A 23771-nucleotide genomic window follows, 5' to 3' on the forward strand; every position below is an offset into this window, starting at 1 on the left:
CATCCGAAACCGGTGCTCCTGTCCAATGGCACCACGGCCAACGCGGACGAGAACTGGGCGAATCTTTCCCAGAAGCTCGCCAACGCGGGGTACTGCGTGTTCGCGGGGAGGACGGCGGGGCAGCTCGCGACCTTCGGGGACAAGATTTTGAAGGCCACCGGGGCCGCGAAGCTGGACGTCGTCGGGCATTCGCAGGGCGGCATGAATCCGCGCTACTGGATCAAGTACCTCGGCGGCGCGAGCAAGATCGGCAAGCTGATCGGGCTGTCTCCGTCCAATTACGGCACCAGCCTGTACGGTCTGCTCACCGCCATCCAGGCGATCCCGCCTGCCCGCGACCTCGTCGGCGCCGCCTGCGCGGCTTGCAATGAACAGTCCACCGGCTCCGCGTTCCTCACCGACCTCAACGCGGGCGGCGACACCGTCCCGGGCATCGACTACACCGTCATCCAGACCAGGTATGACGACGTTGTCACGCCCTACGCCAACGCCTTCCTCAAGCCCGCGCCCAACGTGAAGAACCTCGTCCTCCAAGACGTCTGCGGACTCGACTACACCGACCACCTCGGCATCACCTACGACCCGATCGCGCAGCGCGAGGTGCTCAACGCGCTCGACCCGCAGCACGCGAAAAAGCCCAACTGTGTGCTCGTGCCCCCGGTGATCAGCTGAGATACCCCCGCCTCGGGGTATAAACGCGAACACTTTCGCCGACTTGGTTGTGCGGACTCCGGCCGCGATGTCACAGTCGGTGACATGTTCTGGCTGCTCCCCGACACCTGGACGCCGCACGACGAGGCCGAGCTGGTCGCCGGATGGCGGCTGTGGCTCGAGCTGAGCGACCGCGCGTGGCCCACCGCGTCGTGGGACGGCACTCCGTCCGGCGCGGTGGGCCCGTTGCGCGAACTGCTCGACGCGTGCGACGAAATCGAGCACACCTGCCGGGAAACGGCCGAGCCGTCCGCGGAGTTCTCGGACATCGTTCAGCCGCTGGTGCTGTGCGCGAGCGCGGTCATCTGCCTGTGGTGGGACGACCACGCCCCGCTCGACTCCACTCGGGCGAAGGCGCTCCACGAGGACCTGCGCCGGTTTTCGGCCCTCGCGGAGCGCGTCCTCACGCTGTTGTCCGCCCACGGGGGCTGGACGGAACTCGACGCGGCCCGCCGCCACCCGGCTTGAGCCGGTATTCGGCGAAACTGGTGATCAGGGTGCCTTCGCCTTGGGTCAGTGCGGGCAAGGCTTGTTCCAGTTCGTGCGTGGAGGCGGCCGGGAGCTGACCGTCCACAGTGCACCGATCACCGGTAATCACTGGCTCTCCGGGTACTGCGCGAAGTTCGACGAGTTTGCGTAGCACCGCGCTGACCGCGGAAGACGGGGCTTCGAGTTCGAACGCATGGACCGGTTCGTATACCCGCGTTCCGGCCTGGCGGAGGGCTTCCTGCAGTACTAACCGGGTCATGCCGCGGAAATCTCCGGCGGTGCTGGCTGGCGGGTAGAACGCGGTATCGGTGAGGGTGACCACGCTGTCGATTACTTCGCGGCCGTGCAGGCCCTCGCGCAGGATCTCGTACACGGTGTCCTCAACGGCCTTGTGGAACGACAGCGGCAGCGAACCGAGTTCTACCTCCAGTCGGTAGTCGGTACCGGAGCCAGGTGGGCCGGGTTCGACGCGCAGTCCGACTGTGGCCCAGAAGAACACGCGCTCGTCTGGGGCGGGGCGGCGCACACGACGTCCAGTCCCGTATAGACGCTCGACCAGCAGCGGGCGCGATTCCTCGAATTCGGCGGCAATGTCGAATTCCTCAGCGAGCGTCGTACGGATTACTTCCTTCTGCACTTCGCCATACAGGCGGACGGTGATTTCCTGATCCTGTCGGCGAATGCTGATCAGCGGGTCCTGTTCGGACAGTCGGGTCAGCGCGGTGTACAACGCACTGGTCTGGTCTGGATCAGCCGGGCAGACCAGCGTTTCGAGGCTCGGCGGGGCGAAGAATCGATCCTGCGAGAGATCGGCGATTTCGCCCAGCCGGTCGCCGATCTGGATCTCCGGCAGACCCCAGACACGGGCGACATCCCCGGCCAGCGCCTCGCCGGACACCGGGGTCGCGCCCTGTTCGAACACTCGCACTGCGGACGGGCGGCCGACGCCTTCCGTGCCCAGGCGTCGGAACGGTACTGGTCGGCGTGCGGCTAGCGACCCAGAAAACATTCGTACGTAAGCGATTTTCTCGCCGGAACGGCCGCGTTCGATTTTGAAGACGGTGGCGTCAAGCGGGCCGTCTCCGCGGCGTTCACGGGACGGCAGTAGCTCGTAGATCCCGGCGATGAGGTCCGAGACGCCAGCTCCAGTGACTGCCGAACCGAAGAAGACCGGGTACACCGAGGCTGCGGCGACCTGACGCACCAACGCTTTTCGGTAATCCATTGAGGACGCTGTACCAGTCACATAGGACTCAAGGAAAACGTCGTCCCCGGCCAGCGCGTCGGCCAGGCGTTCGTCGAAGGGCAGCGGCGTGGGATGCGCGTCCGCGGTGCCGATTCCGGTCACCGTGCTCATCGCGACACATTGCGGGGAAAGCTTGGTACGCAAGGATTCCAGCAAGGAGTCTTCACGGGCGCCGGTGCGGTCGATCTTGTTCACGAACACGAGCACCGGAATGCCGAGCCGGACGAGCGTGCGCATCAGCACGCGGGTCTGGGCCTGCACGCCTTCCACCGCGGACACCACCAGCACCGCGCCGTCGAGCACGCCGACGGCGCGTTCGACCTCGGCGATGAAATCCGGGTGGCCGGGGGTGTCCACGAGGCTGAGCCGGTGGCCGGGCGTGCTGACCGCCACGACGGCGGACTTGATGGTGATGCCGCGCCGGCGTTCGAGGTCGAGCGAATCGGTTTGGGTGTCGCCGTCGTCAACGCGACCGGCGTGGTCGATCACGCCGGTTTCGAACAGCAGACGTTCGGTGAGGCTGGTTTTACCTGCGTCGATGTGCGCCAGGATGCCGATGGTCAGTGCTTTCATGCGTGCGGAGGTCCTCAGATACGGGAGACAGGCCGAACTGGGGTCGATCGGACTGTCGGCGCATCGGGGCTCCTCTCAGGTCGAAAACACGAAAACAGGAAAACTCGGCCGCGAGCAGGGCACACTCACGGATCTTCGGACGGTACCGCCGGGCCGCGAGCGGTGTACAGCGAGTTTTCGGTGCCTGTCGGTTTCCTGTCGATCACTGGCTGACACCCCCGCGGCGGTGTTCAGTGTCCTACCGTGAGCCGGGTCAGTTGAATTTTCACCTACTGGGAGCTGTCTCCATGTTGACTCGAGTCAAGGACGTCGCGCTGCTGCTCGGCCGGATCGGCGTCGCGGTGGTGTTCTTCGCCCACGGCCTGCAGAAATGGGACAGCGGCGTGGGCGCGACCGCCGACATGTTCAGCCAGATCGGCATCCCGCTGCCGACCGTCTCCGCGTTCCTCGTGATCGTGCTCGAACTGCTCGGCTCGATCGCGTTCGTCGTGGGCTTCCTGCTGCCGGTGGTCGCCATCGGCTACGCGATCGACATGGCCGGCGCGCTGATCTCGGTCCACGCGGCGCACGGCCTCACCGGCGAGGGCGGCTACGAACTGGTGCTGGTGCTCGGACTCACCGCGCTGGCGCTGGGGTTCAACGGTGGCAGGCTGTCGCTGGACCACGTGCTGTTCTGGCGTCGTCGCGAAGGGGCGAAGGAGCTGCAGAACGTCTGAGCGGCTCGTGAGTGCTGATCACGGTTCTAACCGTGACCAGCACTCACGAGGTCAGGTCGGCGGTGGTGCGTTCGGCCTCGCGGCGCGCGGACAGTTTCGCCGGGTCGGCGTTCGTGACCTGGACCAGGTGCGCGCTGGCGGCGAGCGGAACGAGCAGGCCGTCGAGTACGCCGTCCGGCACCGTCCAGTCTATTGTGGACAACACTCGGTCTGTTGCGGTCAGGCCAAGTTTTGCCGCGCGGGCAGTGGCTTCCGTCCACACTTCGTCCACAGTGGAGGAACCAAGCGCCGGAGTGTCGCCGGGCGTCGGCTGCGTCGGGAAGAACTGGTCGCCGGACATCCGCGCCTCGGAGAGGTAGTCGAGTGCTCCACCGGACGGCGGGGTCGACAGGCCGCGACCCATCGGGTCGAGCGACACCACCGCGACGGCCGGGGCGTCGATCTCCTCGTCCGGACTGGTGAACACGACCCGAGCACCCTCCGGCTCCGCGACTACACGAGCCCCGCACCACCACGCGCCGAGCAGCACGCCCGCGGTCTGCCAGTGCGCGGGCAGCCGCACCGCGACAGCGTCGCCCGGCTCGACGTCGAACTCGTCGACCAGCCAGTTCGCCGTTTTCGCGGCCCAGTTCTGCATCGTCGCCACGGACAGCTCGACCCGGCTGCCGAGCCGGTCGTCGTAGTGTGTGATCAGCGGTTTCGCCGGCGAGGCCAGAAGCGGGCGCAGCAGCTGCTCGGTGAGACTCATGTCCCCAAGGCTAGTCGCGGCGTCAGTCGACGCAGGGCACGCCCGGGATTCCGGAGTCCAGGCCCTGCGGCGCCGCCCCGGCCGCCGCGCCGCCGCCTCCGGAGCTGTTCCGCCCGGCCAGGCCCGCGACGAACTTCTGCACCGTCGGCGGGTCGACCTCCACGATGCTCTGCCCGTCCTCGCTGCGGCCGTTCGTGGTGATCACCGGGATCGTCGCGAACGTCAGGTCGCCGGACGCGAGGCCCTTGACCTGCTGGGCGAACTCGAGCACGTCGAGGTTGTCGTCGAGCACTATCGACCGGTGCACCGCGTCGATCAGGCTGTTCAGCATGCCCGGATTGGTGAGCGTGCCCGCCGACAGCACCTTGTGCACCGCCGACGACAGGAACGCCTGCTGCCGCTTGATCCGGTCCAGGTCGCCGTTCGGCAGGTTCTTGCGCTGGCGCACGAAAGACAGCGCCGCCCCGCCGGTCACGGTCTGCACGCCGCGGCGGAAGTCCGCGCCGGAGTCCTTGTCCGAGGTCGAGTGGTTGAGGCACACCTGCACGCCGCCGACGGCCTCGGTGAGCAAATAGAAGCCGAGCAGGTTGACCTCGGCGTAATGGTCGATGCGGACCTGGGTGAGGTCCTGCACGGTCTGGACCAGCGCGCGTCGGCCGGCCCCGTCCGAATCGCGGGCGATCTTCGCCTGGTCGCGCTCGCCTTGGGCGCGTTCCTCCTCCGCCGCGTGCGCCTTGGCGACGCCGTACGCGGAGTTGATCTTCGCCTTGCCGCGGCCGGGCACGTCGACCCAGGTGTCGCGCGGGATCGACATCGCGGACGCTTTGCCGCCGTTCTTCGGGATCCGCACCAGGATGATGGTGTCGGTGTTGATGCCGGACGTGCCCTCGGTGCGCAACGACTTCAGCATGCTCAACGGCAGCGGGTTGCCCTGCTGGTCGGTCCGCGCGTCGCTGCCGACGAGCAGGATGTCCGTGCCGCCGTCGTCGGCGGGCGGCGCCGGAGGCTCGCCCGCGCGCGGCGTGAGGACGTCGGTGGTGGCGACGTTTTCCTGCAGCTTGTCCTTGGTGACGTACGCGTAGCCGGTCGCGCCCAGTGCGACCAGGGAGACCAGGCCGATCGCGACGCGGCGGGTGATCCGGGTGACCCGGCCGGTGCGGTGCCGCGATTCCGGCAGCGGCGCGGGGTTCGACGGCTGGGGCAGTTCGACGCGCGGGCGCGGGGAGGGCTTCCACTCGGAAGCGCCTTCCTCCTCGGCGGCACCTTCGGCGCTGGCGACGGCTTCCGAGCTGGCGGCATCTTCGGCACCGGCGGCACCCTCGGTAACCGGCTCGGCTTCCTCGGCCGCGGTGTCCTCGGTCGCCTCTTCGGCGACCGGTTCGGCGACCGGTTCAGCGGCGGCGTGCTTCGGCTCCGTCGTTCCGTCGGATGCCCGGTCCGAGGCGTCGGAAACCGCCGGACTGTCGGCGGAATCCGCCGTCCGGTCCGGTTTGTCCTGGTTTTCGCTCACCCCGGTTACCTCCCCGCTCACCAGCGTACGGCCCGTGGTGCGCCGCCACGCTGGGTGCTCGACTCTAGTTGACGCAGGGCACATCGCCCGCTGTGATCAGCGGCGCGGGTGAGTTCGAAGGTCCGGACGAAGGCGGTCCGGAGGAGGACGACGAAGGCGGTGCGGCAGGCGGGGCCGAGGACGTAGTGGCCGACGCTCCGGCCGTGTCGCGCGCGTCTTTGCCGAGGATCACCCGGACGTGCCCGGCGGCGACATCGGCGTCCGGCTCGGCCTGTGCGTTGTTGCCGAGGGCTTGGCGGACCAGGTCGGCGGCCGCCTCGTCGGAGGGGTGGTAGCGCAGCACGGTCGTCGCGCGGGTGGACAGCTTCGTGCTCGTGCCGAACTGGAAACCCTTGTCCTGCAACAGCCCGTGCATCTGGTCGGCGGCACTCGAACCGGAGCCGTCGAACAGTTCGACGGTGACCTGACCGGCTCCGGGCAGCGGCGCGTTGCTGGGAGGCGGCGTGCTGCCGTCGGAGGTCAGCCGGCTGATCTCGGCGCGGACCTTCGCCTGGTCGACGCGGAGCACGTCCGCACCGCCCATCACCGCGTTGCCCTCGGTGGGGATGGTGTGGAATTCGACGTTGCCGCCGGTCAGTCCGCGCATCTGCTCGACGAACTCGGAGAGGTCCCAGCCCGCGGACAGCACCACGGACTTCTTCACCGCCTCGATGAGCTGCGCGATCCGCACCGGGTTGGCCAGCACGTCGGACGAGAGCACCTTGCTGGCGAGGCCGGCCAGGAACGCTTGCTGCCGCCCGATCCGGTCGAGGTCGCCGTTCTGCAGGCCGTAGCGCTGCCGGACGAACGCGAGCGCCTGCACGCCCTCGATGGTCTGCTTCCCGGCGGGCAGGTCCACGCCCGACTTCTTTTCCTTGACCGCGTTCTTGAGGCAGACCTGCACGCCGCCGATGGCCTTCGTGACCTCGTAGAAGCTGGCCAGGTTCACCTCGGCGTAGCGGTCGATCATGCCCGGTTTGCCGATGAACTTCTCGAGCGTCGCGACGAGGTTCTTGCGTCCGGCGAGCTTGGCTTTCTCGTCGACGTCCTTGAGGTCGGTGTTGCCCTTGGCCTGCAGCGTCTTCGCGGTGTCGTTGTAGGCGTAGACGTACGCGCTGTTCAGCTTGTGCTTGCCGAAGCCGCCGGTGATCTCGACGTAGGAGTCGCGCGGGAAGGAGATGGCGATCGCGTGCTCCCCGTTCTGCGGGATGTGCACGAGAATCATCGTGTCGGTCTGCTTTTCGCCGTCGGACTCGCCGGCGTGCAGCATGTCGAGCACCTCGCGGGGCAGCGGGTTGCCCTGCGCGTCGGTGCGGCTGTCCTGGCCGACCAGGAGGATGTCGATGGCCCCGTCGAGCGGTTTCGCGTGCGGCTGCTGTTCGCCGAAGATCGCCGTGGTGGAGAATCCGGACCGCGGGTCGCCGATGAACTGCCAGCCGTACCAGGTCAGCGCCAGCACGACCACGGACACGACGGACAGCAGGATCTTCCCGCTTCGCCGCAGCACGACGACCACGCCGCGACCGCGGTGCACCGGCAGCGGTGTCCCCGGCCATTCGGCCACTGTTCCTCCCCAGGATGCCCCGCGCATTGAGCGCTTTGCCGAACTCTACCGACAGGCGAGTGAGCCACCCGTAGGCTGGGGACGAGAATGCCCGGTCGGGCGGAAGGGTGGATGAGGATGCGGGTCCTGGTCACGGGCGGTGCCGGGTTCATCGGTTCGCACTACGTGCGACAGGTGTTGTCGGGGGCGTATCCGACCTTGGCCGACGCCGAGGTCGTGGTGCTCGACAAGCTCACCTACGCGGGCAGCGAGGCGAATCTCGCCCCGGTCGCCGACAGCCCGCGGCTGCGCTTCGTGCGCGGCGACATCTGCGACACCGCACAGGTCGCCGAGCTGATGCACGGCGTCGACCTGGTCGTCCACTTCGCCGCGGAGTCCCATGTGGACCGCTCGATCCTCGGCTCGGCGGACTTCGTGCTGACCAACGTGCTCGGCACGCAGACGTTGCTGCAGGCCGCGTTGGAAGCGCAGGTCGGGAAGTTCGTGCACGTCTCGACGGACGAGGTGTACGGGTCCATCCAGGACGGTTCGTGGTCGGAAGACCACATACTGGAGCCGAATTCGCCGTACTCGGCCTCGAAGGCGTCGTCGGATCTGATCGCCCGCTCGTACTTCCGCACGCACGGTTTGCCGGTGTGCGTCACGCGGTGCTCGAACAACTACGGTCCGCACCAGTTCCCGGAAAAGGTCATCCCGCTTTTCGCGACGAACCTGCTGGACGGCAAGAAGGTCCCGCTGTACGGCGATGGCCTGAACATCCGGGACTGGCTGCACGTGGACGACCACTGCCACGGAATCCAGCTGGTCGCCGACGGCGGTCGCGCGGGCGAGATCTACAACATCGGCGGTGGCACGGAGCTGACCAACCGGGAGCTGACCGAACGCCTGCTCGAAGCCGTCGGTGTCGGCTGGGAAATGGTCGAACCGGTGGCCGACCGCAAGGGCCACGACCGGCGGTACTCGGTCGACATCGCGAAGATCAGCGGCGAACTCGGTTACGCTCCGCGGGTGTCGTTCGAGGACGGTTTGGCGGAGACGGTGCGCTGGTATGCCGACAACCGTTCGTGGTGGGAGCCGCTGAAGGCCCGCGCCGCGCTCGGCACGTCCTGAAACCCTTTTCGCAGTAGGAGGTACGCCGGTGCGGCTGGCAGTGCTCGTGCCCGGCGGTTCCGGTCAGCTAGGCCGGGACCTGGTGAACACCGCAGGCTCGGAAACAGAGGTGCTCGCGCCTTCGTCGGCGGAGCTGGATGTCACGGCCCCCGGCCAGGTAATCGCGGCGGTCGGCGAACTGGCTGAACGGGCCGCCGCTGCTGGAGCGGTGCCGGTGGTGATCAACGCTGCGGCTTATACGGCGGTTGATGCCGCGGAGTCGGACGAGGCTCGGGCTTTTGCGGTGAATGTCGACGGACCTCGGGTGTTGGCTGCGGCTTGTACTTCCAGGCGGGTGCCGTTGATTCAGGTCTCTACGGATTATGTTTTTCCTGGGGATGGTGAGCGGCCTTACGAGGTGGATGACGCGTTGGGGCCGCAGAATGCTTATGGACGGACCAAGGCTGCTGGGGAGGATGCGGTTCTCGGTTCGGGGGCTTCGGCTTGGGTGGTGCGGACTAGTTGGGTTTATGGGAAGACCGGCGCTAATTTCGTAGAGACCATTCGACGGTTGGAGTCTGAGCGGGATCAGCTGTCGGTCGTTGATGATCAGGTCGGGGCACCTACCTGGTCTGCCGATTTGGCTCGGGGTCTTTGGGAGCTGGCTGAGGCGGTCGCTGCTGGTCGGGGACCGGCGGGGAAGGTCCTTCATTGCACCGGCGGCGGGGAGACTTCCTGGTACGGGTTCGCCCGGGCGATCTTCGAGGAGATCGGGGCAGACCCTGCCCGGGTTAAGCCCTGTACTACTGCGGAATTCCCCCGACCGGCCGCTCGCCCCGCCTATTCTTTGCTCTCCAATGCTTCCTGGCGAGACGCAAGACTAACTCCGCTGAGGGATTGGCGCGCGGCCTTAAACAGCTACATCAACGCTTAAGAAGAAAAAGCGCCAGCCCCCTCCCTGCTCCCCGATACGAAGCCGCCCTGCGGTCGGTGGGTGCTTGTCAAGGTACTCTTTCCCGCCTTGACAAGCACCCACCGGCCGTCAGCACAATTACGGCTCGGGGTGCCTTTGTCTGGGTGTTCTTTCCCGGCTTCGCCGGTTTCTTCCCCCGGCTTCGCCGGACCCCGGCGAAGCCGGGAAAGCACTGAGGGACCCCCGCCCCGATCCTTTAATTGTCACTACGGTCTGAGGTGCTTGTCAAGGCTGGAAAGAGTACCTTGACAAGCACCTCAGACCGCGTGCGAAGCGGGGATCGGGGTTGCGGGAGGGGTCTGGGTGGTACCCGGCTTTGTGTGTTTAGGCGGCGGTTCTTATGCCGTTTTACGCTTCGATCGCCTGGCGATATGCATCTAGCGTGCGTAGAGCGGTGTTGTGCCAAGTGAAGCTGGCAGCATGAGTTCTGCGGGCGGTGGACGTCGCTAGGCCGTGGGGGTCGGTTACGGCTTGGCGTAGCGCTTCCGCTAAGCCATCCACGTCGTCATACGGAACCAAGGTGGCGCAGTCTCCCGCTACCTCGCGCAAGGCGGGGATGTCCGTGCAGACGACGGGGACATCCGAGGCCATCGCTTCCAGGACTGGCAGGCCGAAGCCTTCATCTCGCGACGGGAGAACGAGGGCAGCAGCACCAGCCACCACGGTGCGAAGGTCCACATCGGACAGATAACCGGTCTGTCCGGACCTCGGCAGCCTCGGGAAGGGCCCAGGACCGGCGAAAACCAGCGGCGGCAAGTCCGGTGCGGCGGCATGGGCGGCGGCTAGCCAGTCCAAACCCTTGCGCGGTCCGGCGGCGCCGGCGAACAGCAGGTACTTCTCTGGCAAGCGCAGCTTCGCTCGGACCCCATCGTCTGGCGGTCGGGCGGTGAACCAGGCTGGGTTTACGCCTAGCGGGGTGGCGATGATCTTGGAGCGGTCAACATCCAGTTTCTCGGCGACAGAGTCCGCAACGGCCTCGGTCGGCGTGCAGATGACATTTGCTCGGTGTGCGCCGCGTCGGACCAGTTCGGGCAGGGTTCGGTCGGAGTGCGCCAGTTCTTGCGGGGCGTCGATGAAAGCCAAGTCGTGGATGGTCAGAACTCCAGCGGCACGGAGGCGGCCGGGGAGGACGAAGTTCGTGCCGTGTACGACGTCTGTGGGGCCGGCGAACAGTTCTACCGGCGGTAGTTGGGTGCGCAGCCAGGTGGCTCGCAGAAGTCGCGCGGAGACCGGCATTCCTCGGGCCTGTACGCCGTGCGGCAACACATGTCGCAGTTTCCGCCAGCCCCGCAAGGTAAACGCGACGGCGCGAAGGTCCACTTCGGACATTGAGGCCAGCTCTTCGCTCAATGCAGCCGTGTACCGGCCAATGCCCGTCCGGGAACCGAGCAGAGGGGTGCCGTCTAGCAGGACGCGCAGCGGACGATCAGCCACGGCGCAACCGCTCCCGCGCCACTTTCGTGACCCGTCCCGCTGCTCGCTTGGCCAACTCGCCTGGGCCGCCGGCTGCGAGGTATTCGCGCACCAGAGCCAAATCCCGCCGTACCATTGCAGTGCCGCGTACCGGGTCGCTGACGGTGAGGTCGGCACCGCCGGGCAACCGGTCGGCAGCGGGGCGCGGGTTGCGGCAGAACTCCACCAGCGGTTTCAGCGCCTCCGGCCACGCGTATCGCTGCGCGACGACCCGGATCCGTTCGACGCAGGCGTCGGCGAATTCGCGGTCGTACAACGACTTTTCCAGTGCGTCCGCCAAGGCGCCAGCGTCTTCGGCGGGGACTACGACGCCGAGGTTCTCCGTGCGGACGAGGTCGGCGAAGGCATCGCCGTCGGTCGTCACGATTGGCAAACCGGCCCACAGATAGTCGAGAACTCGGGTGCGGAAAGCAAAAGTGGTTTCGACGTGTTCGTAATGGGTGGTGACACCGCAGTCGGCGTCGAGAAGCCAGTTCTGGCGGTCCGAATACGGGACCCATTGTTCGTTGAAGAAAACGTTCTTGTCCGTGAGGCCCAGCGAATCCGAGAGACGCATCGTCCGCGCGCCGATGTCCATTTCGGCGACCTCGGGGTTCGGGTGCTTCATGCCGAGGAACACGAGACGGGCGTCGTCACGGCGGTGGCGGAGCAGGTCGAAGGCGCGGATCAGGGTCAGCGGGTCGAACCAGCTGTAGACGCCGCCTGCCCACAGGACTACGCGGTCGGATTCGCCGATGCCAAGGGCGGAACGCAGGCCGGGGCCGGTGCGAGCCGGGGCTTGCGGGGAGAGGCCGAAGGGCACGACGGCGAGCAGCGACTGGGTGGTCGGGTCGGCGTCGTAGAGGCGCGGGGACAGGCGGCCGAGGGCGGCTAGGTGGCCTAGCCAGAAGTGTCGCTGGCGTTCTGAGGCGCAGAGGAAGAAATCGGCGCGTTCGAGCTGGGCGTCCAGGACTCGGGTGACACCGGCCAGGTCGAGAGCGCGTTTGTCGTCGGGGGCGTCCTTGCCCTGTTCCAGCAGTTCGAGGTGCATCGGGTCGTAGACGTCGGCGACCACGATCTTGTTCTCGTGCTGCTTCTTCAGCGACGGTGCCAGTTCCAGGACGTGGCCCTGCAGGATCACGACGTCCGCCCATTCGATCGGGGCGTCGAGGTCGCGGTGCTTGCCCGAGCTGATCTGGAAGGCCGCGGGCGGAGGCGAGACCAGCGGGTTGGTGGTCATGAGGTGCACGTCGTGCTCGGCGGAGAGCGTCGAGGCGATGTTCCACGCCCGGATCGCCGGACCGGCCATCCGCTCGGTGATCGAATCGCCGGTCAAGACGAGGATCTTGCGGCGCTGGCCGAAGACGTCCTTGATACCGAACGCTTCGACCAGGATCTCGTGCGCGCGCAGGTAGTCCGGCAGCGGGTAAGCGGGCTCAAGTGCCTTGCGCAGCAAGGGAAGCAGGTCGGCGTCGGTGCGCACGCGCGCGGCTTGCTCAATCGCCCGGGACTCGGCCAGCGAAGGCATCATCTCGACGAATCGGTCTACCGCCAGCACTCCGGCGAGCGTGGTGCGCGGGATGGCGACCTCGGAGGTGTCGACCGGGCCGACGCCCTTTTCCAGATTCAGCTGCTCCGGGTCGATACCGCCGCGCGCGGTGGCCCGGCGGACGGCCAGCGCGAGTGCGGCGGGGAGCGCGCGGGCCAGGGACTCGTCGGAGAGGTTCTTGTACAGCGCGGCCAGTGCGTTGCGTTCCAGAAGGAAGGTCTCACGGCCGGTGTCGGGTGCGTCGACGGCGGACATGGTGCCGTGGTGGCGGTGGTAGGTGAGCGATTCCGGCACATAGCGGACGCGCCAGCCGCGCAGGTTGAGGCGCCAGCCGAGGTCGACGTCCTCGTAGAACATGAAGAAGCGCTCGTCGAAACCGCCAAGCTCAGCGAATACTGACGCGCGCACGAACAGCGCCGAGCCGGTGCCGAAGAGGACGTCCTTGGCGACGTCGTGCTCGGCCTCCGGCACCTCCGCGAGCGGGCTGCCCGCGTGGCGCTTGTAGCCCATGCCGAACCAGGTCAGACCCGCGTCCACGAAGTCGGTGCCGGTGCCGTCCCAGTCGAGGACCTTGCTCGCCACCGCGGCGACGGTCGGCTGCGCGCGCAGTTCGGCGATGGCCGCGGAGACCCACGCCGGAGCGGGGCGCGCGTCGTTGTTGAGGAAGCCGAGGACGGTGCCGTTCGCGTGCTGCGCGCCGAGGTTGCAACCGCCGGCGAATCCGGTGTTGACCGGCGATTCGATGAGCTGAATGTCCGGCACCGCGGCGCGGATGCGGGCCGCGTCGTCGCCGCCGGAAGCGTTGTCGACGCAGATCAGCTCGACATTCGCGTAGTCCAGGTCGGCTCGCAGCGCCCGCAGGCAGGTGATGGTGTCGTCGGCGCCGCGATAATTCACCACGATCACCGAGACGAGCGGTTGCGGGTCCCCCACTGCCAAGACGAGCTCCTCCGTCGAATTTCCGCCCAGCTTAAAGGCCAGCCCAGGCTTCCCAGATCGCGCCTCGGCCCAGCGCCGAGATCCGGCTCACCCGACCGCGCTCCCGCAGCGTGCGGGGGAGCCGGAGAACGATCTCCGCCAGCACGCGCAACCGTAGTGCCGGGTCGAAATTCGCCGCGTCCGGACGGTGCCGGCGCAGCGGCAGCAAAGCGGTGATAGCGGCGAAACGGGCCAACTCGCGGAATGCGACTTTAGTAGGGGCGCAGCGCAGCAACATGAGCAAACGGTTGCGTTCGTTCCAGCGGTGAAATTGCGGTGAACCGGGCTTCGTGCTGGCCCCGTGTAGGTGCTGGACGCGTGCCTTCGGCGCGGCGGCGACGTGCCAGCCGGCCAGCCGCAGCCGCCACGCGGTGTCGGTGTCCTCGTAGTAACAGAAGAAGCTTGCCGGGACGCCGCCGACCGCGCGCACGGCCTCGGTGCGCAGCAGCGCGGCGCCGCCGCAGAAGCTAAACACCTCGTCGCTGGGTTCGGTGAGGTCGGCGCCGTGGCCGTCGGCGGTAAGCCGGACGCCGGTGGACTGGGTGCTGCCGTCGGGCAGTTCGAGCCGGGACGTGACGGCGGCGGCGAGCGGCTGGCTGTCGAGGGTGTCTTCGAGGACCGCGAGCCAGTCCGGTTCGGGAGCGGCGTCGTCGTTGAGCCAGGCGACGCGCGGGGTGTCGATCCGGCCGAGCGCGTGCGCCATCGCACCGGCGTATCCGGTGTTCCGACGCAGCCGAAGCACCTCCGGACGGCTGGGGTGCGCGGCCAGAATCGTTGCGGTGCCGTCGGTTGAGGCGTTGTCCACCACGAGTGTCCGATGTGGACGGTCCTGGGCGGCGAGCGCGTCGAGGCACGCGGTGAGGTGGTCCGCCCCACGCCAGGTCACCACGACGACGGTGGTGCCGGAGTCCGCGCTGGTCACCTGGGAGAGAATAGCGGCGTGCCCGAACTGGTCGTGATCGCCGAGCAACTGCTCGCCCCCGTTCCGGGTGGCACCGGCCGGTACACCGCCGAACTGCTGCCCGCGCTCGCCCGCACCGCGCCGCCCGGCTGGACCGTGTCCAGCGTGGTCGCGCGGCACGCCGACGTCTCCGGGGCGCGGATCGAGGGGGTCGAGGGGCCGCGCGTGCTGCCGCTGCCGCCGAGGGCGCTGGTCGCGCTGTGGCAGCTGGGCCTGCGCTGGTGGCCGGGCGGTGACGCAGTGCACGCGCCGACCCCGTTCGCGCCGCCACGCCCCCCAGCTGGGCGAACGCTGACCGTCACTGTGCATGACACCGTGCCGTGGACGCATCCGGAGACTCTGACCGCGCGAGGGGTCAGCTGGCACCGGTCGATGATCGCGCGGGCCGCACGGCGGTCGTCCGGCCTGATCGTGCCGACCCGCGCGGTCGCCGACGAGCTGGCGGTGCTGCTGGACGTGGACGTTCCGGTGCGGGTCGTGCCGCACGGCGTGACTGTGCCGGAGGGGTCCGCGAAGCTCGATCTGCCGTCGCGTTACGTGCTGGCGGTCGGGACGATAGAACCGCGCAAGGGCATGGACGTGCTGGTCGACGCGGTGGCGCAGCTCGACGGCACGGACGAGGTCGGCGACGTCGGCCTCGTGCTCGCCGGACAGCCCGGCTGGGGCGGGATCGACCCGGTGCGGCTCGCGGCCGACCGCGGCCTGAAATCGGTGCGGGTGCTGGGGAAGGTGACCGACGCGCAGCTGGCGACGGCGATGCGCGGTGCGAGCGTGCTGGCGATGCCGAGTCTCGCCGAGGGCTTCGGGCTGCCGCTGCTGGAAGCGATGGCGATCGGGGTGCCGGTGGTGCACACGGATGTCCCGGCGCTGGTCGAGGTGTCCGGCGGGGCGGGGCTGGTGGTGCCGCGCGGCGACGCCGACGCGCTGGCGCGGGCGCTGAAAGAGGTGCTGCTGTCGCCGGACAAGGCGGCGGAGCTGTCGAAGCTCGGACGCGAGCGGGCGCGGACGTTCACCTGGCGGGCTGCGGCCGAGGCGGTGTGGGCGGCGCATCGGCGGCCGAGCTGACGAGTTGCGGCTGCGAGCGGGGTGCTTCGAGCCGACGCGGACTGAACGAGGCGGGCTGGGCCAAGGCGGCGGAGCTGTCGAAGCTCGGCGTCGGTGGTCGAGCTGACAGTCAGACAGAACTGTCGAGGTCACACGGTCGGGTGAACCCAGACGGGTGAGTGCAGGTGGGCGAGGGTGGCCGCTTCCGGAGTCGGCGGGAGTTTGCCGGTTCCTGACCTGTGCGGTGGGTGACCGCCGTACGCTGCACTCGTGACCGGTGATCCCCGTGTGCTGATCGACGCGACCGCGGTGCCCGCGGACCGGGGCGGGGTCGGCCGATACGTGGACTCGCTCGTCGGCGCGCTCGACCAGGACGGGGCCCGGCTGACGGTGGTCTGCCAGCCGCGCGACCTGCCGCTGTACGGCCAGCTCGCGCCCGGCTCCCGGATCGTCGCCGCGTCGCCCGCGACCTCGACGCGCACCGCTCGGCTGACCTGGGAACAAGCCACTCTGCCGCGGCTCGTGCGCCGGCTCGCCGCCGACGTCGTGCACTCGCCGCACTACACGATGCCGCTCGGCAGCGGGGCCGCTTCGGTGGTCACGCTGCACGACGCGACGTTCTTCACCGACGCCGTCCTGCACTCGTCGGTCAAAGCCCGGTTCTTCCGCGCGTGGACGTCTACCGCGCTGCGCCGGGCGACACTCTGCGTAGTTCCCAGTCACGCGACAGCGGTAGAACTGGCGCGGGTGAGCCCTGTGCGGCGGGCGGAGTTGGAGATCATCCACCACGGCGTCGACAGCGAAAGATTTCACCCGCCGTCCCCGGAGGAGGTCGCCGCGGCGCGGAAGGCGGTCGGGCTCGGCGCGACGCCGTATGTCGCGTTCCTCGGGGCTCTCGAACCGCGGAAAAACGTGCCCGCGCTGATCCGCGGTTACGCCCGTGCGGTCGCCGGGCAGCGCGACGCCCCGGCGCTCGTGCTCGCCGGGCAGCCCGGTTGGGACACCCAGGTGGAGCGCGCGCTGGACGCGGTGCCGCACCGGCTTCGCGTGATTCGCGCGGGTTATCTGCCGTTCGGCACGCTCGCCGGATTCCTTGGTGGAGCGGAACTTGTGGCGTATCCGAGTCTCGGCGAAGGCTTCGGCCTGCCGGTTCTCGAAGCGATGGCCTGCGGTGCCGCGGTGCTGACCACGCGCCGCCTTTCCCTGCCAGAGGTTGGCGGCGACGCGGTGGCGTACTGCGGCGTCGGTGCGGGCGATGTCGCCGCGGCGTTGACGGAATTGCTGGCCGATCCGTCGCGTCGCTCAGTGCTCGCCTCCGCGGCGCAGCGGCGCGCCAAGGAATTCTCGTGGACGACAACGGCGGATCGGCACCGCGAGGCTTACGGAAAAGCCTGGCACCAGCATTTGCGCAATCGTTAACGGAGGCCGTAAAGGGCTTCCGCGTTGGCGTGCGCGATCTTTTCCCGGTCTTCCTGATTCGGCAAGTTCTGCAGGAATTCCGTGACGGCCGCGGCTTGGATTCGATGGAACGGGTAATCGCCGGACAGCAGGATTCGCTCGGCGGTCGTGTATTCGAGCGCGTTGCGCAGCATTCGCGGGACGAGCATTCCGCTGGTCGCCAGGTGAATGTTGGTGCGGAAATACTCGGAGACACGGCGTTCGAGATGAGTGGCCGTGTGCGACAGGCTGTCGATGCGGTCGAGTGCGAACAGCACCACCTCGCCCCAGTGCCCGAGGACGACTTGCAGATCCGGGTGCCGGTCGAACGTTCCGCGCAGGATCAGCCGGATGACGGCGAGCCCGGCCTCGTAGTGCCAGCCGAGGCCGTACGTGGCCAGCCCGAGGTCGAGTTCCGGGCCGAAGCCGCTGTAGGAAGCCTGCCGAACCGACTCCACCGGGATCTGCGGGTGGACGAAGACCGGCCGTCCGAGCGCGGCGGCCGCACCGAGCAGTTCGTCGTAGGCGGGATCGTCGAGGGGACGGTCGCCGCTGCGGCCGTACGACATGATCCCGACGTGTGCCGGATCTTTCGCGGTGCGCTGCAGTTCGGCGAGCGCAGCGTCCGGATCGGACATCGGCAACGTGGTCATGGCGCGGAAGCGACCGGGGTGCTTCGCGACCGCCTCGCTGACGAGGTCGTTCGCCTCGCGGCTCAACTCGATGCCTTGCGGCGGCGGGCATCCGTGCGTTCCCGGCGGCGCGATCGAGAGCACTTGGACGTCGATGCCCGCCTCGTCCATCCACGCCACGCGCTGGTCGCCGATGTCGAGCAGGCGTTCCGGGAGGTCGCCCCGGTCGTTGTGCGCGATGCTCGGGTCGCCGGATTCGGTGCGCAGCATCCGGTCGATGCCGGGGGTGGTCCAATGCTCCTCGATCGCGACGGTTTTCATCGGCCTCCTCGTGCTGGCTGGTGATTTCGAGATTACCAGTTTTCCGTTAAGCGGCCTTGGTCGTTTTGCGCACGTGGTGTGCGATAGCGACCGCGACTCCGCTCGCGACGAAGAATGCGGTGACCGCCGGATTCATGGATTTGGACAAACTGGGCGCGCTTTCCGGACTTGACGCCCAGAGCCCGAGGACTCCGAGATAGACCGCGGCCAATCCGGCGGACCACCAGCGCAGGGCGCGTGGCTGGGAATCGCGCAGGCTGGAGACGACGAGCGCGATCAGCGGGATACCGGAGAGCAACGCGAACTGCCCGAGGACGAGGGCGGGGACGGACCACGCGGTGATCAGGATGGGCAGCGAGGCACGGGAGGCGGTCATGAGGATTCTCCTTCGGGGGCCGGTGTTCAGTGGTGGCAGCGGGCTTCGGCAGCGGTCTTCAGATCGGCGAGCCAGAGGTCCAGTCCCGGTGCCAGGTACTTGATCGCGGTGGCCGGGTCGGCCTCGATTTGCTTGCCGGTCCAGCTTTCTTCGGTGCGGACGAGGACTCCGCCGCGCACCGGGACGAAGTTCCAGACGTGCGTTCCCTTGTCGATCCGCAGGCCCTGGCCGATGGCGGGGCCGGACCAGCGGATGCACTGGCCGGGCTTGACCTGGTGGACAGTCGACGTGATGACCAGCGTGGTGGGCGGCGTCGACGGCGTGGCCGGGGCGGGCGTGGTCCAGCGGAACTGCGAACCGGGGTGCAGCCTGCCCGGGTCGAGGCGCTTCATGCTCGTGACCGGCTTCTGCCAGTACGGCCAGCTTTCGACGTCGGTGTGCAGCCGCCACACGGTGCTCAGCGGGGCCTTGACGAAGGTCTCCGCACGGTGGTGGAGCTGGGCGGCCGGGTCGATGCCTTTGCCTTGGCAGGTCAGGGAACCCGGGTGCGAGGTGGCGGCTTGGGCGGGCGCGGCGCCGAGCAGTCCGGCGGCGATCGGAAGCGCGAGAAGGGCGGCGCGAAAGCGGCGGAGTGTGGAGTGCGACATCGGTAAGTCCCCTTATTGATAGTTAATAGCACTAACTCTGGTTAAGACCCTACTGGTACGCCGTCGTGAACGTCAATAGCGGAAGTGAAGGGGCTTAACTACACTGGGCGGGGATGAGCGAAGGGGAACGGCCGATGACCGAACAGGCACCGCGGGAGCGCTACCGCGAGCAGGTGCGCGGCGAGATCAAGCAGCACGCTCGGAACCAGATCGCCGAGGCGGGGCTGCCAGCGCTGTCGCTGACCGCGATCGCCAAGCAGATGAGCATGACCGTGCCCGCGCTGTACCGGTACTACCGCGGTCGCGACGAGTTGATCACCGCGCTGATCCGGGACGCGTTCCGGAGCCTCGCCGACACCGTCCGCGCGGCGGCGGATTCCGGGGCGGACCTGCTGGCACTGGCGCACGTCATCCGGGACTGGGCCAAGGCCGACCCGCAGCGCTACTTCCTCATCTACGGCACGCCGGTGCCCGGCTACCACGCGCCGCCGGACACGACGGCCATCTCCAACGAGGTCATGGAAGTCCTGATCGAGGCGAACTCGGCGCTAGGCGAACCGGAGTCGGCGACGACGTTCCACGTGCACCTCGAAACGCACCGCGAGTGGGTGGACAGCGACACCGTCGGAACCGGCGCGGTGCGGCGCGCGCTGTCGTTCTGGACCCGGCTGCACGGGGTGCTGTCGCTCGAACTGGCCGGCCACTTCACCGGGATGAAGTTCGACCCGGCCCTGCTGATCGACGACGAGCTGGCCGAGCTGAAAGCGTGAACGGCAGTGACCGCGGGTGATCGGGTCGGTGGGCTGACGTAGCCGTCCGTGAGCAGTGGACAATGGCCCGGTGACTGAGCAGCGCACGTATGGTGACCGCGTCGGCGTCGTGACCGTGACCTACTTCCCCGGCGAAACGCTCGAGAAGTTCCTCGACACGCTCGACAAGGCGACCGACCGCGAGGTCCACGTCGTCGTCGCCGACAACGCGTCCACCGACGGCGCTCCGGAGAAGGCCGCCGAACGCGAGAACGTGACGCTCGTCAGCATCGGCGAGAACGTCGGCTACGGGACGGCCGCCAACCGCGGCGTCGCGGCGCTCGACGACAGCTACGGCTGGGTCGTCGTGGTCAATCCGGACCTCGAATGGGAGCCGGGTTCGCTCGACGCGCTGATCGAGGTCGCCGGGCGCTGGCCGCGCGGAGCCGCGTTCGGGCCGCTGATCCACGACCTCGACGGGACCGTCTACCCGTCCGCGCGGCTGCTGCCGTCGTTCGGACGCGGGATCGGGCACGCGGTGTTCGGCAAAGTTTGGCCGGGCAACCCGTGGACCCGCGAATACCGCCAGGAAAACGCCGCGCCGACCGAGCGCACGTCCGGCTGGCTGTCCGGCTCCTGCCAGCTCTTCCGGCGCGAAGCGTTCGATTCCGTCGGCGGCTTCGACACCCGCTACTTCATGTACTTCGAGGACGTCGACCTCGGCGACCGGCTCGCGAAGGCGGGCTGGCAGAACGTCTATGCCCCGTCGTCGAGCGTGATGCACATCGGCGGCCACTCGACCGCGCGCGCGTCGGCGAAGATGCTTCGCGCCCACCACGCGAGCGCCTACCGCTACCTCGCCGACCGGCACCAGGGTCTGCTGTGGAAGCCGGTGCTGGCGGCGGTGAAGCTCGGGCTGGCGTTGCGGGTGAAGCTGGAGACCCGCAAGGGCTGAGGGTCCGCAACCGGGAACTCAACCCGGGCAGAGCCCGTGCCTGTAGGTCCGTGAGGGGAACCCTGAGGGAATCTGAGTCCCTCAGGGTTCCCCTCACGGACAGCAAACCCGCCCCGGGCGACCTGGGCTGACGCACCTTGAGCGCGTAATTAGCACGGCCTTGAGTTCCAGGTATTGGGCTGAGGTCCGCAAAGGACGGCAGGGCAATCGGCGTGCCTTCGGGAGCGTCCGGATGCTCAGCGGCCGCAACACTTTGCGGTCGTAAAGATCGCTCGCGGGCGGTGCGATCTCCCGCACGGGAAGTCTGCCTGGGCAATCCGGGCAACCCGGGCCGAGGCAGACCCCGCGAAGATCACAGCCCGTCGAGCCGCCGGGACAGATTGGACCGTCCGCTGTTCTGCTTGACCGTCGGGACCAGGCCGGTCATTTCCTCCTCGGCCGGTTCCTTCAGCGGGCTCGCCACCGGCTTCGCCTGCGGGCGCGGGACCAGCGGCGTCGTCGTCTGCGGACCGGCCGGGCTCGGCACCGTCGGCTGCGGCAAGGTGTTCTGCGGGCCCGGGACTTCGAGCGGCCGCGTCGGCGTCGGCTGGGCCAGCGGATGCGGCGACGGCTGGGTTCGCGAGCCGCCTGCCAGCGGATGGTCGTTCTCTTCGATCAGCGACGCGGGCAATTGCGTCGTGGTGTCGGGGTCCAGCCCGGAGACCACCGCGCGGGAGATCTGCTGGGTGCTGGAGGAATCCATCGGAGACGTCATGTTGTCCGGCGTCACCACGAAGGCGCCGCGGGATCGTGCGCGTGCGAGCAAAGCGTCCGCGCGATCGCGGGGGTCCATTCCCCTCGGCCTCCCGACTGACCCGGGGCCTCTGGGGAAAGGCCCGCCTGTTTCCTGTCTAGGGTAGGCCCTCGGGGCCCGCGCCGCCCACGTTTCCCGCGGCTTGTCGCTCAGCGGTGCGTGATACAAAGGAGATTTCTGTGACGTCCGAGGTCGAGGTCGACGCCGTCGTACTGGTCGGCGGCCAGGGCACGCGGCTGCGCCCGCTCACGCTGTCCGCGCCGAAGCCGATGCTGCCGACGGCGGGCACGCCCTACCTGAGCCACCTGTTCTCCCGCATCCGCGCGGCCGGGATCCGGCACGTGGTGCTCGGCACGTCGTACCGGGCCGAGGTGTTCGAGGAGTACTTCGGCGACGGGTCCGCGCACGGCCTTGAGCTTGAGTACGTCGTGGAGGACGAGCCGCTCGACACCGGCGGCGCCATCCGCAACGTCTACGACCGGCTGCGCGCCGACCACGCGATCGTCTTCAACGGCGACATCCTCTCCGGTGCCGACCTGCACGCCCAGCTGCGCACCCACCTCGATTCCGGGGCGGACGTCACCCTTCATCTGCAGCGCGTCTCCGACCCGAGCCGGTTCGGTTCGGTGCCGACCGACTCCGACGGGCGCGTCACCGCTTTCCTGGAGAAGACGCCGAACCCGCCGACGGACCAGATCAACGCCGGCTGCTACGTCTTCCGCCGTCCGGTGATCGAGACCATTCCGACCGGGCGGCGGGTGTCGGTGGAGCGCGAGACCTTCCCCGGCCTTCTCGAGAACGGCGCGCATCTGCACGGATTTGTCGACTCTTCGTACTGGCTCGACGTCGGCACCCCGGAAGCGTTTGTCCGCGGCAGCGCCGATCTGGTTCGCGGCGTCGCTCCGACCTCGGCGCTGGCCGGGCCGACCGGCGATTCCCTCGTGCTGGACGCGGCTTCCATCTTTACCGGAGCGAAGCTCACCGACGGCACGACGATCGGTGCGCGAGCCGTCGTCGGGAAGGACGCGAAGGTGTCCGGCTCGGTGGTGTTCGACGACGCGGTGATCGGTTCGGACGCGATTGTGGAGAATTCGGTGCTGGGCCGCGGAGCGCAGGTCGGAGAGGGCGCGGTGCTGCGCGGCGTGGTGCTCGGCGACGGCGCGACGGTGGGGGCCGGTTGCGAACTGCTCGACGGCGTCCGGATCTGGCCCGGAGTTTCGGTGCCGGACGGCGGCATCCGGTTTTCGAGCGACGCGTGATGGAGTGGCGTCCGGGGTTTCCTGTGGACCTGGCGCAGGTGCTGGGTCCGCTGAGCCGTGGGCGCGGCTCGCTGAACTTCCGGCGCGACCGCGGCGTCTGGTGGCTGGCCGCGAACACGCCCGGCGGCAAGGGAACGCTGGCGCTGCTGCACCGGCCGGACGGGGTCGTCGAGGCCGAAGCTTGGGGCGACGGCGCGGATTTCCTGCTCGAGGGCGTACCCGCGTTGTTGGGCGCGGACGATGACGCCACCGGATTCGTCGCGCACCACGGCGTGATCGCCGAAGGACGCCGCAACGCGCCCGGGCTGCGGCTCGGCTCGACCGGGCGGGTGTGGGACGAGCTGGTGCTGGCGATCCTGGAACAGAAGGTGAGCGGCAAGGAAGCGATCCGGTCGTGGGCGGAGCTGTGCCGGTGGTTCGGCACGCGCGCTCCCGGGCCGGGACCGGATTTCCTTCGGGTGCCGCCGGATCCGGTCGCGATTCGGTCCATTGTGGACTGGAATTGGCACAAGATCGGCGTGGACCTGAAGCGCCGCACGGCTTTGCTCGAAGCCGCCCGGGTGGCTCCGCGCTTGGAGGAAGCGGTGCGGCTGCGCGGGGCCGAGGGGCGCGCGTGGCTGCGGAAGGTGCGGGGCATCGGCGTGTGGACGGCGGCGGAGATCGCCCAGCGCGCGTGGGGCGACCCGGACGCGGTCAGCTTCGGCGACTACAACATCCCGGCGATGGTCGGGCACACGCTGCTCGGGCGGAAGATCGACGACGAGGAGATGGCGGAGGTGCTCGCGCCGTATGCCCCGCAACGGCAGCGCGCGATCCGGTATCTGGGGGCGGCTGGGGCTAGGAAACCGAGGTTTGGGCCGCGGATTGAGTTGCGGGATTATCGGGCGATGTGAGGCCAGCGCGGGTGGCGCGGAGGCTGAGGTTCCGGCTGCGGGGCTGGCGGACGAAGCGAAGTCAGCG

Annotated in this window: 22 protein-coding genes; 11 read left to right on the forward strand and 11 right to left on the reverse strand. The window is 68.5% G+C overall.

Annotation, left to right across the window (positions count from 1 at the left end):
• Positions 1-672, forward strand: a 672-nt coding sequence (locus tag D0D37_RS31425) for an esterase/lipase family protein (protein ID WP_116204224.1), incomplete at its 5' end; no start/stop codon positions are given.
• An 84-nt stretch (positions 673-756) separates the two neighbouring features.
• On the forward strand, positions 757-1179 hold the full coding sequence (locus D0D37_RS31430; protein ID WP_116204225.1) for a hypothetical protein: 423 nt from the start codon (positions 757-759) through the stop codon (positions 1177-1179).
• Here the strand turns inward: D0D37_RS31430 and D0D37_RS31435 are convergent.
• Positions 1115-3019: an elongation factor G gene (locus tag D0D37_RS31435; RefSeq protein ID WP_116204226.1), complete on the reverse strand. Its 1905-nt coding sequence runs from the start codon at positions 3017-3019 to the stop codon at positions 1115-1117. The two genes, D0D37_RS31430 and D0D37_RS31435, sit on opposite strands and share 65 nt — an antisense overlap.
• Before the next feature lie 287 nt (positions 3020-3306).
• Between D0D37_RS31435 and D0D37_RS31440 the strand changes: the two genes are divergently transcribed.
• The gene (locus tag D0D37_RS31440) at positions 3307-3735 is read left to right on the forward strand and encodes a DoxX family protein (protein ID WP_116204227.1); all 429 of its coding nucleotides are present in this window, start codon (positions 3307-3309) and stop codon (positions 3733-3735) included.
• Between the two features lie 43 nt (positions 3736-3778).
• Here the strand turns inward: D0D37_RS31440 and D0D37_RS31445 are convergent, their stop codons facing one another.
• The 3 genes from D0D37_RS31445 to D0D37_RS31455 form a co-directional block, all read right to left on the reverse strand.
• Positions 3779-4483, reverse strand: a complete 705-nt coding sequence (locus tag D0D37_RS31445) for a TIGR03089 family protein (protein ID WP_116204228.1) — start codon at positions 4481-4483, stop codon at positions 3779-3781.
• A gap of 22 nt (positions 4484-4505) precedes the next feature.
• Positions 4506-5993, reverse strand: a complete 1488-nt coding sequence (locus D0D37_RS31450; RefSeq protein ID WP_244223739.1) for an LCP family protein — start codon at positions 5991-5993, stop codon at positions 4506-4508.
• 64 nt (positions 5994-6057) lie between these two features.
• Positions 6058-7596 (reverse strand): LCP family protein, encoded by a 1539-nt coding sequence (locus D0D37_RS31455; protein ID WP_116204229.1) that lies wholly within the window; start codon positions 7594-7596, stop codon positions 6058-6060.
• 117 nt (positions 7597-7713) lie between these two features.
• Between D0D37_RS31455 and rfbB the strand changes: the two genes are divergently transcribed.
• Both rfbB and rfbD read left to right on the forward strand, forming a co-directional pair.
• Positions 7714-8706, forward strand: coding sequence for a dTDP-glucose 4,6-dehydratase (gene rfbB, locus D0D37_RS31460; RefSeq protein ID WP_116204230.1), 993 nt, complete (start codon positions 7714-7716; stop codon positions 8704-8706).
• Between the two features lie 28 nt (positions 8707-8734).
• Positions 8735-9619, forward strand: a complete 885-nt coding sequence (gene rfbD / locus D0D37_RS31465) for a dTDP-4-dehydrorhamnose reductase (protein WP_116204231.1) — start codon at positions 8735-8737, stop codon at positions 9617-9619.
• A gap of 387 nt (positions 9620-10006) precedes the next feature.
• Here the strand turns inward: rfbD and D0D37_RS31470 are convergent, their stop codons facing one another.
• The 3 genes from D0D37_RS31470 to D0D37_RS31480 are packed head-to-tail and all read right to left on the reverse strand — an operon-like array spanning position 10007 to position 14559.
• The gene (locus D0D37_RS31470) at positions 10007-11092 is read right to left on the reverse strand and encodes a glycosyltransferase family 4 protein (RefSeq protein ID WP_116204232.1); all 1086 of its coding nucleotides are present in this window, start codon (positions 11090-11092) and stop codon (positions 10007-10009) included.
• Positions 11085-13598 carry a glycosyltransferase gene (locus D0D37_RS31475; RefSeq protein ID WP_116204233.1) on the reverse strand — a complete coding sequence of 838 codons (2514 nt, stop codon included), beginning with the start codon at positions 13596-13598 and terminating at the stop codon, positions 11085-11087. The genes D0D37_RS31470 and D0D37_RS31475 overlap by 8 nt, the downstream gene beginning before the upstream one ends.
• A 31-nt stretch (positions 13599-13629) precedes the next feature.
• Entirely contained in the window at positions 13630-14559 is a 930-nt protein-coding gene (locus D0D37_RS31480) for a glycosyltransferase family 2 protein (protein WP_116204234.1), read from the reverse strand.
• Between the two features lie 18 nt (positions 14560-14577).
• Between D0D37_RS31480 and D0D37_RS31485 the strand changes: the two genes are divergently transcribed.
• On the forward strand, positions 14578-15663 hold the full coding sequence (locus tag D0D37_RS31485; RefSeq protein ID WP_116204235.1) for a glycosyltransferase family 4 protein: 1086 nt from the start codon (positions 14578-14580) through the stop codon (positions 15661-15663).
• A gap of 267 nt (positions 15664-15930) precedes the next feature.
• A complete protein-coding gene (locus D0D37_RS31490) occupies positions 15931-17061 on the forward strand; it encodes a glycosyltransferase family 4 protein (RefSeq protein ID WP_116204236.1) in 1131 nt (376 codons plus the stop codon).
• Here the strand turns inward: D0D37_RS31490 and D0D37_RS31495 are convergent.
• Genes D0D37_RS31495 through D0D37_RS31505 form a run of 3 tightly spaced genes read right to left on the reverse strand, consistent with a single transcriptional unit; the run spans position 17058 to position 19055 of the window.
• A complete protein-coding gene (locus D0D37_RS31495) occupies positions 17058-18032 on the reverse strand; it encodes an amidohydrolase family protein (protein ID WP_116204237.1) in 975 nt (324 codons plus the stop codon). The two genes, D0D37_RS31490 and D0D37_RS31495, sit on opposite strands and share 4 nt — an antisense overlap.
• Before the next feature lie 46 nt (positions 18033-18078).
• Positions 18079-18408, reverse strand: coding sequence for a hypothetical protein (locus D0D37_RS31500; RefSeq protein WP_208720239.1), 330 nt, complete (start codon positions 18406-18408; stop codon positions 18079-18081).
• Positions 18409-18434: 26 nt separating this feature from the next.
• Positions 18435-19055, reverse strand: coding sequence for an SRPBCC family protein (locus D0D37_RS31505; protein WP_116204238.1), 621 nt, complete (start codon positions 19053-19055; stop codon positions 18435-18437).
• Positions 19056-19189: 134 nt separating this feature from the next.
• Between D0D37_RS31505 and D0D37_RS31510 the strand changes: the two genes are divergently transcribed.
• Positions 19190-19825 (forward strand): TetR/AcrR family transcriptional regulator, encoded by a 636-nt coding sequence (locus tag D0D37_RS31510; protein ID WP_116204257.1) that lies wholly within the window; start codon positions 19190-19192, stop codon positions 19823-19825.
• 70 nt (positions 19826-19895) lie between these two features.
• Complete coding sequence (locus tag D0D37_RS31515; RefSeq protein ID WP_208720240.1) at positions 19896-20759, forward strand: glycosyltransferase family 2 protein; 864 nt, start codon at positions 19896-19898, stop codon at positions 20757-20759.
• A 352-nt stretch (positions 20760-21111) separates the two neighbouring features.
• Here D0D37_RS31515 and D0D37_RS31520 read toward each other — a convergent pair whose 3' ends face one another.
• On the reverse strand, positions 21112-21591 hold the full coding sequence (locus D0D37_RS31520; RefSeq protein ID WP_116204239.1) for a hypothetical protein: 480 nt from the start codon (positions 21589-21591) through the stop codon (positions 21112-21114).
• A 140-nt stretch (positions 21592-21731) separates the two neighbouring features.
• Here D0D37_RS31520 and manB point away from each other — a divergent pair, with 140 nt between their 5' ends.
• Both manB and D0D37_RS31530 read left to right on the forward strand, forming a co-directional pair.
• On the forward strand, positions 21732-22811 hold the full coding sequence (manB, locus tag D0D37_RS31525; protein ID WP_116204240.1) for a mannose-1-phosphate guanylyltransferase: 1080 nt from the start codon (positions 21732-21734) through the stop codon (positions 22809-22811).
• Positions 22811-23704: a DNA-3-methyladenine glycosylase family protein gene (locus D0D37_RS31530; RefSeq protein ID WP_116204241.1), complete on the forward strand. Its 894-nt coding sequence runs from the start codon at positions 22811-22813 to the stop codon at positions 23702-23704. The genes manB and D0D37_RS31530 overlap by 1 nt, the downstream gene beginning before the upstream one ends.
• Positions 23705-23771: the final 67 nt, after the last annotated feature.

It is taken from the genome of Amycolatopsis circi, from assembly GCF_003385235.1.
GTDB lineage: Bacteria > Actinomycetota > Actinomycetes > Mycobacteriales > Pseudonocardiaceae > Amycolatopsis > Amycolatopsis circi.

Bases quoted from the DNA above. Each gene is read 5' to 3' on its own strand.
- D0D37_RS31430 (WP_116204225.1), top strand. From the start codon at position 757: ATGTTCTGGCTGCTCCCCGACACCTGGACGCCGCACGACGAGGCCGAG.
- D0D37_RS31435 (WP_116204226.1), bottom strand. From the start codon at position 3,019: ATGAAAGCACTGACCATCGGCATCCTGGCGCACATCGACGCAGGTAAA.
- D0D37_RS31440 (WP_116204227.1), top strand. From the start codon at position 3,307: ATGTTGACTCGAGTCAAGGACGTCGCGCTGCTGCTCGGCCGGATCGGC.
- D0D37_RS31445 (WP_116204228.1), bottom strand. From the start codon at position 4,483: ATGAGTCTCACCGAGCAGCTGCTGCGCCCGCTTCTGGCCTCGCCGGCG.
- rfbB (WP_116204230.1), top strand. From the start codon at position 7,714: ATGCGGGTCCTGGTCACGGGCGGTGCCGGGTTCATCGGTTCGCACTAC.
- D0D37_RS31495 (WP_116204237.1), bottom strand. From the start codon at position 18,032: ATGAAAACCGTCGCGATCGAGGAGCATTGGACCACCCCCGGCATCGAC.
- D0D37_RS31500 (WP_208720239.1), bottom strand. From the start codon at position 18,408: ATGACCGCCTCCCGTGCCTCGCTGCCCATCCTGATCACCGCGTGGTCC.
- D0D37_RS31505 (WP_116204238.1), bottom strand. From the start codon at position 19,055: ATGTCGCACTCCACACTCCGCCGCTTTCGCGCCGCCCTTCTCGCGCTT.
- D0D37_RS31510 (WP_116204257.1), top strand. From the start codon at position 19,190: ATGACCGAACAGGCACCGCGGGAGCGCTACCGCGAGCAGGTGCGCGGC.
- D0D37_RS31520 (WP_116204239.1), bottom strand. From the start codon at position 21,591: ATGGACCCCCGCGATCGCGCGGACGCTTTGCTCGCACGCGCACGATCC.
- D0D37_RS31530 (WP_116204241.1), top strand. From the start codon at position 22,811: ATGGAGTGGCGTCCGGGGTTTCCTGTGGACCTGGCGCAGGTGCTGGGT.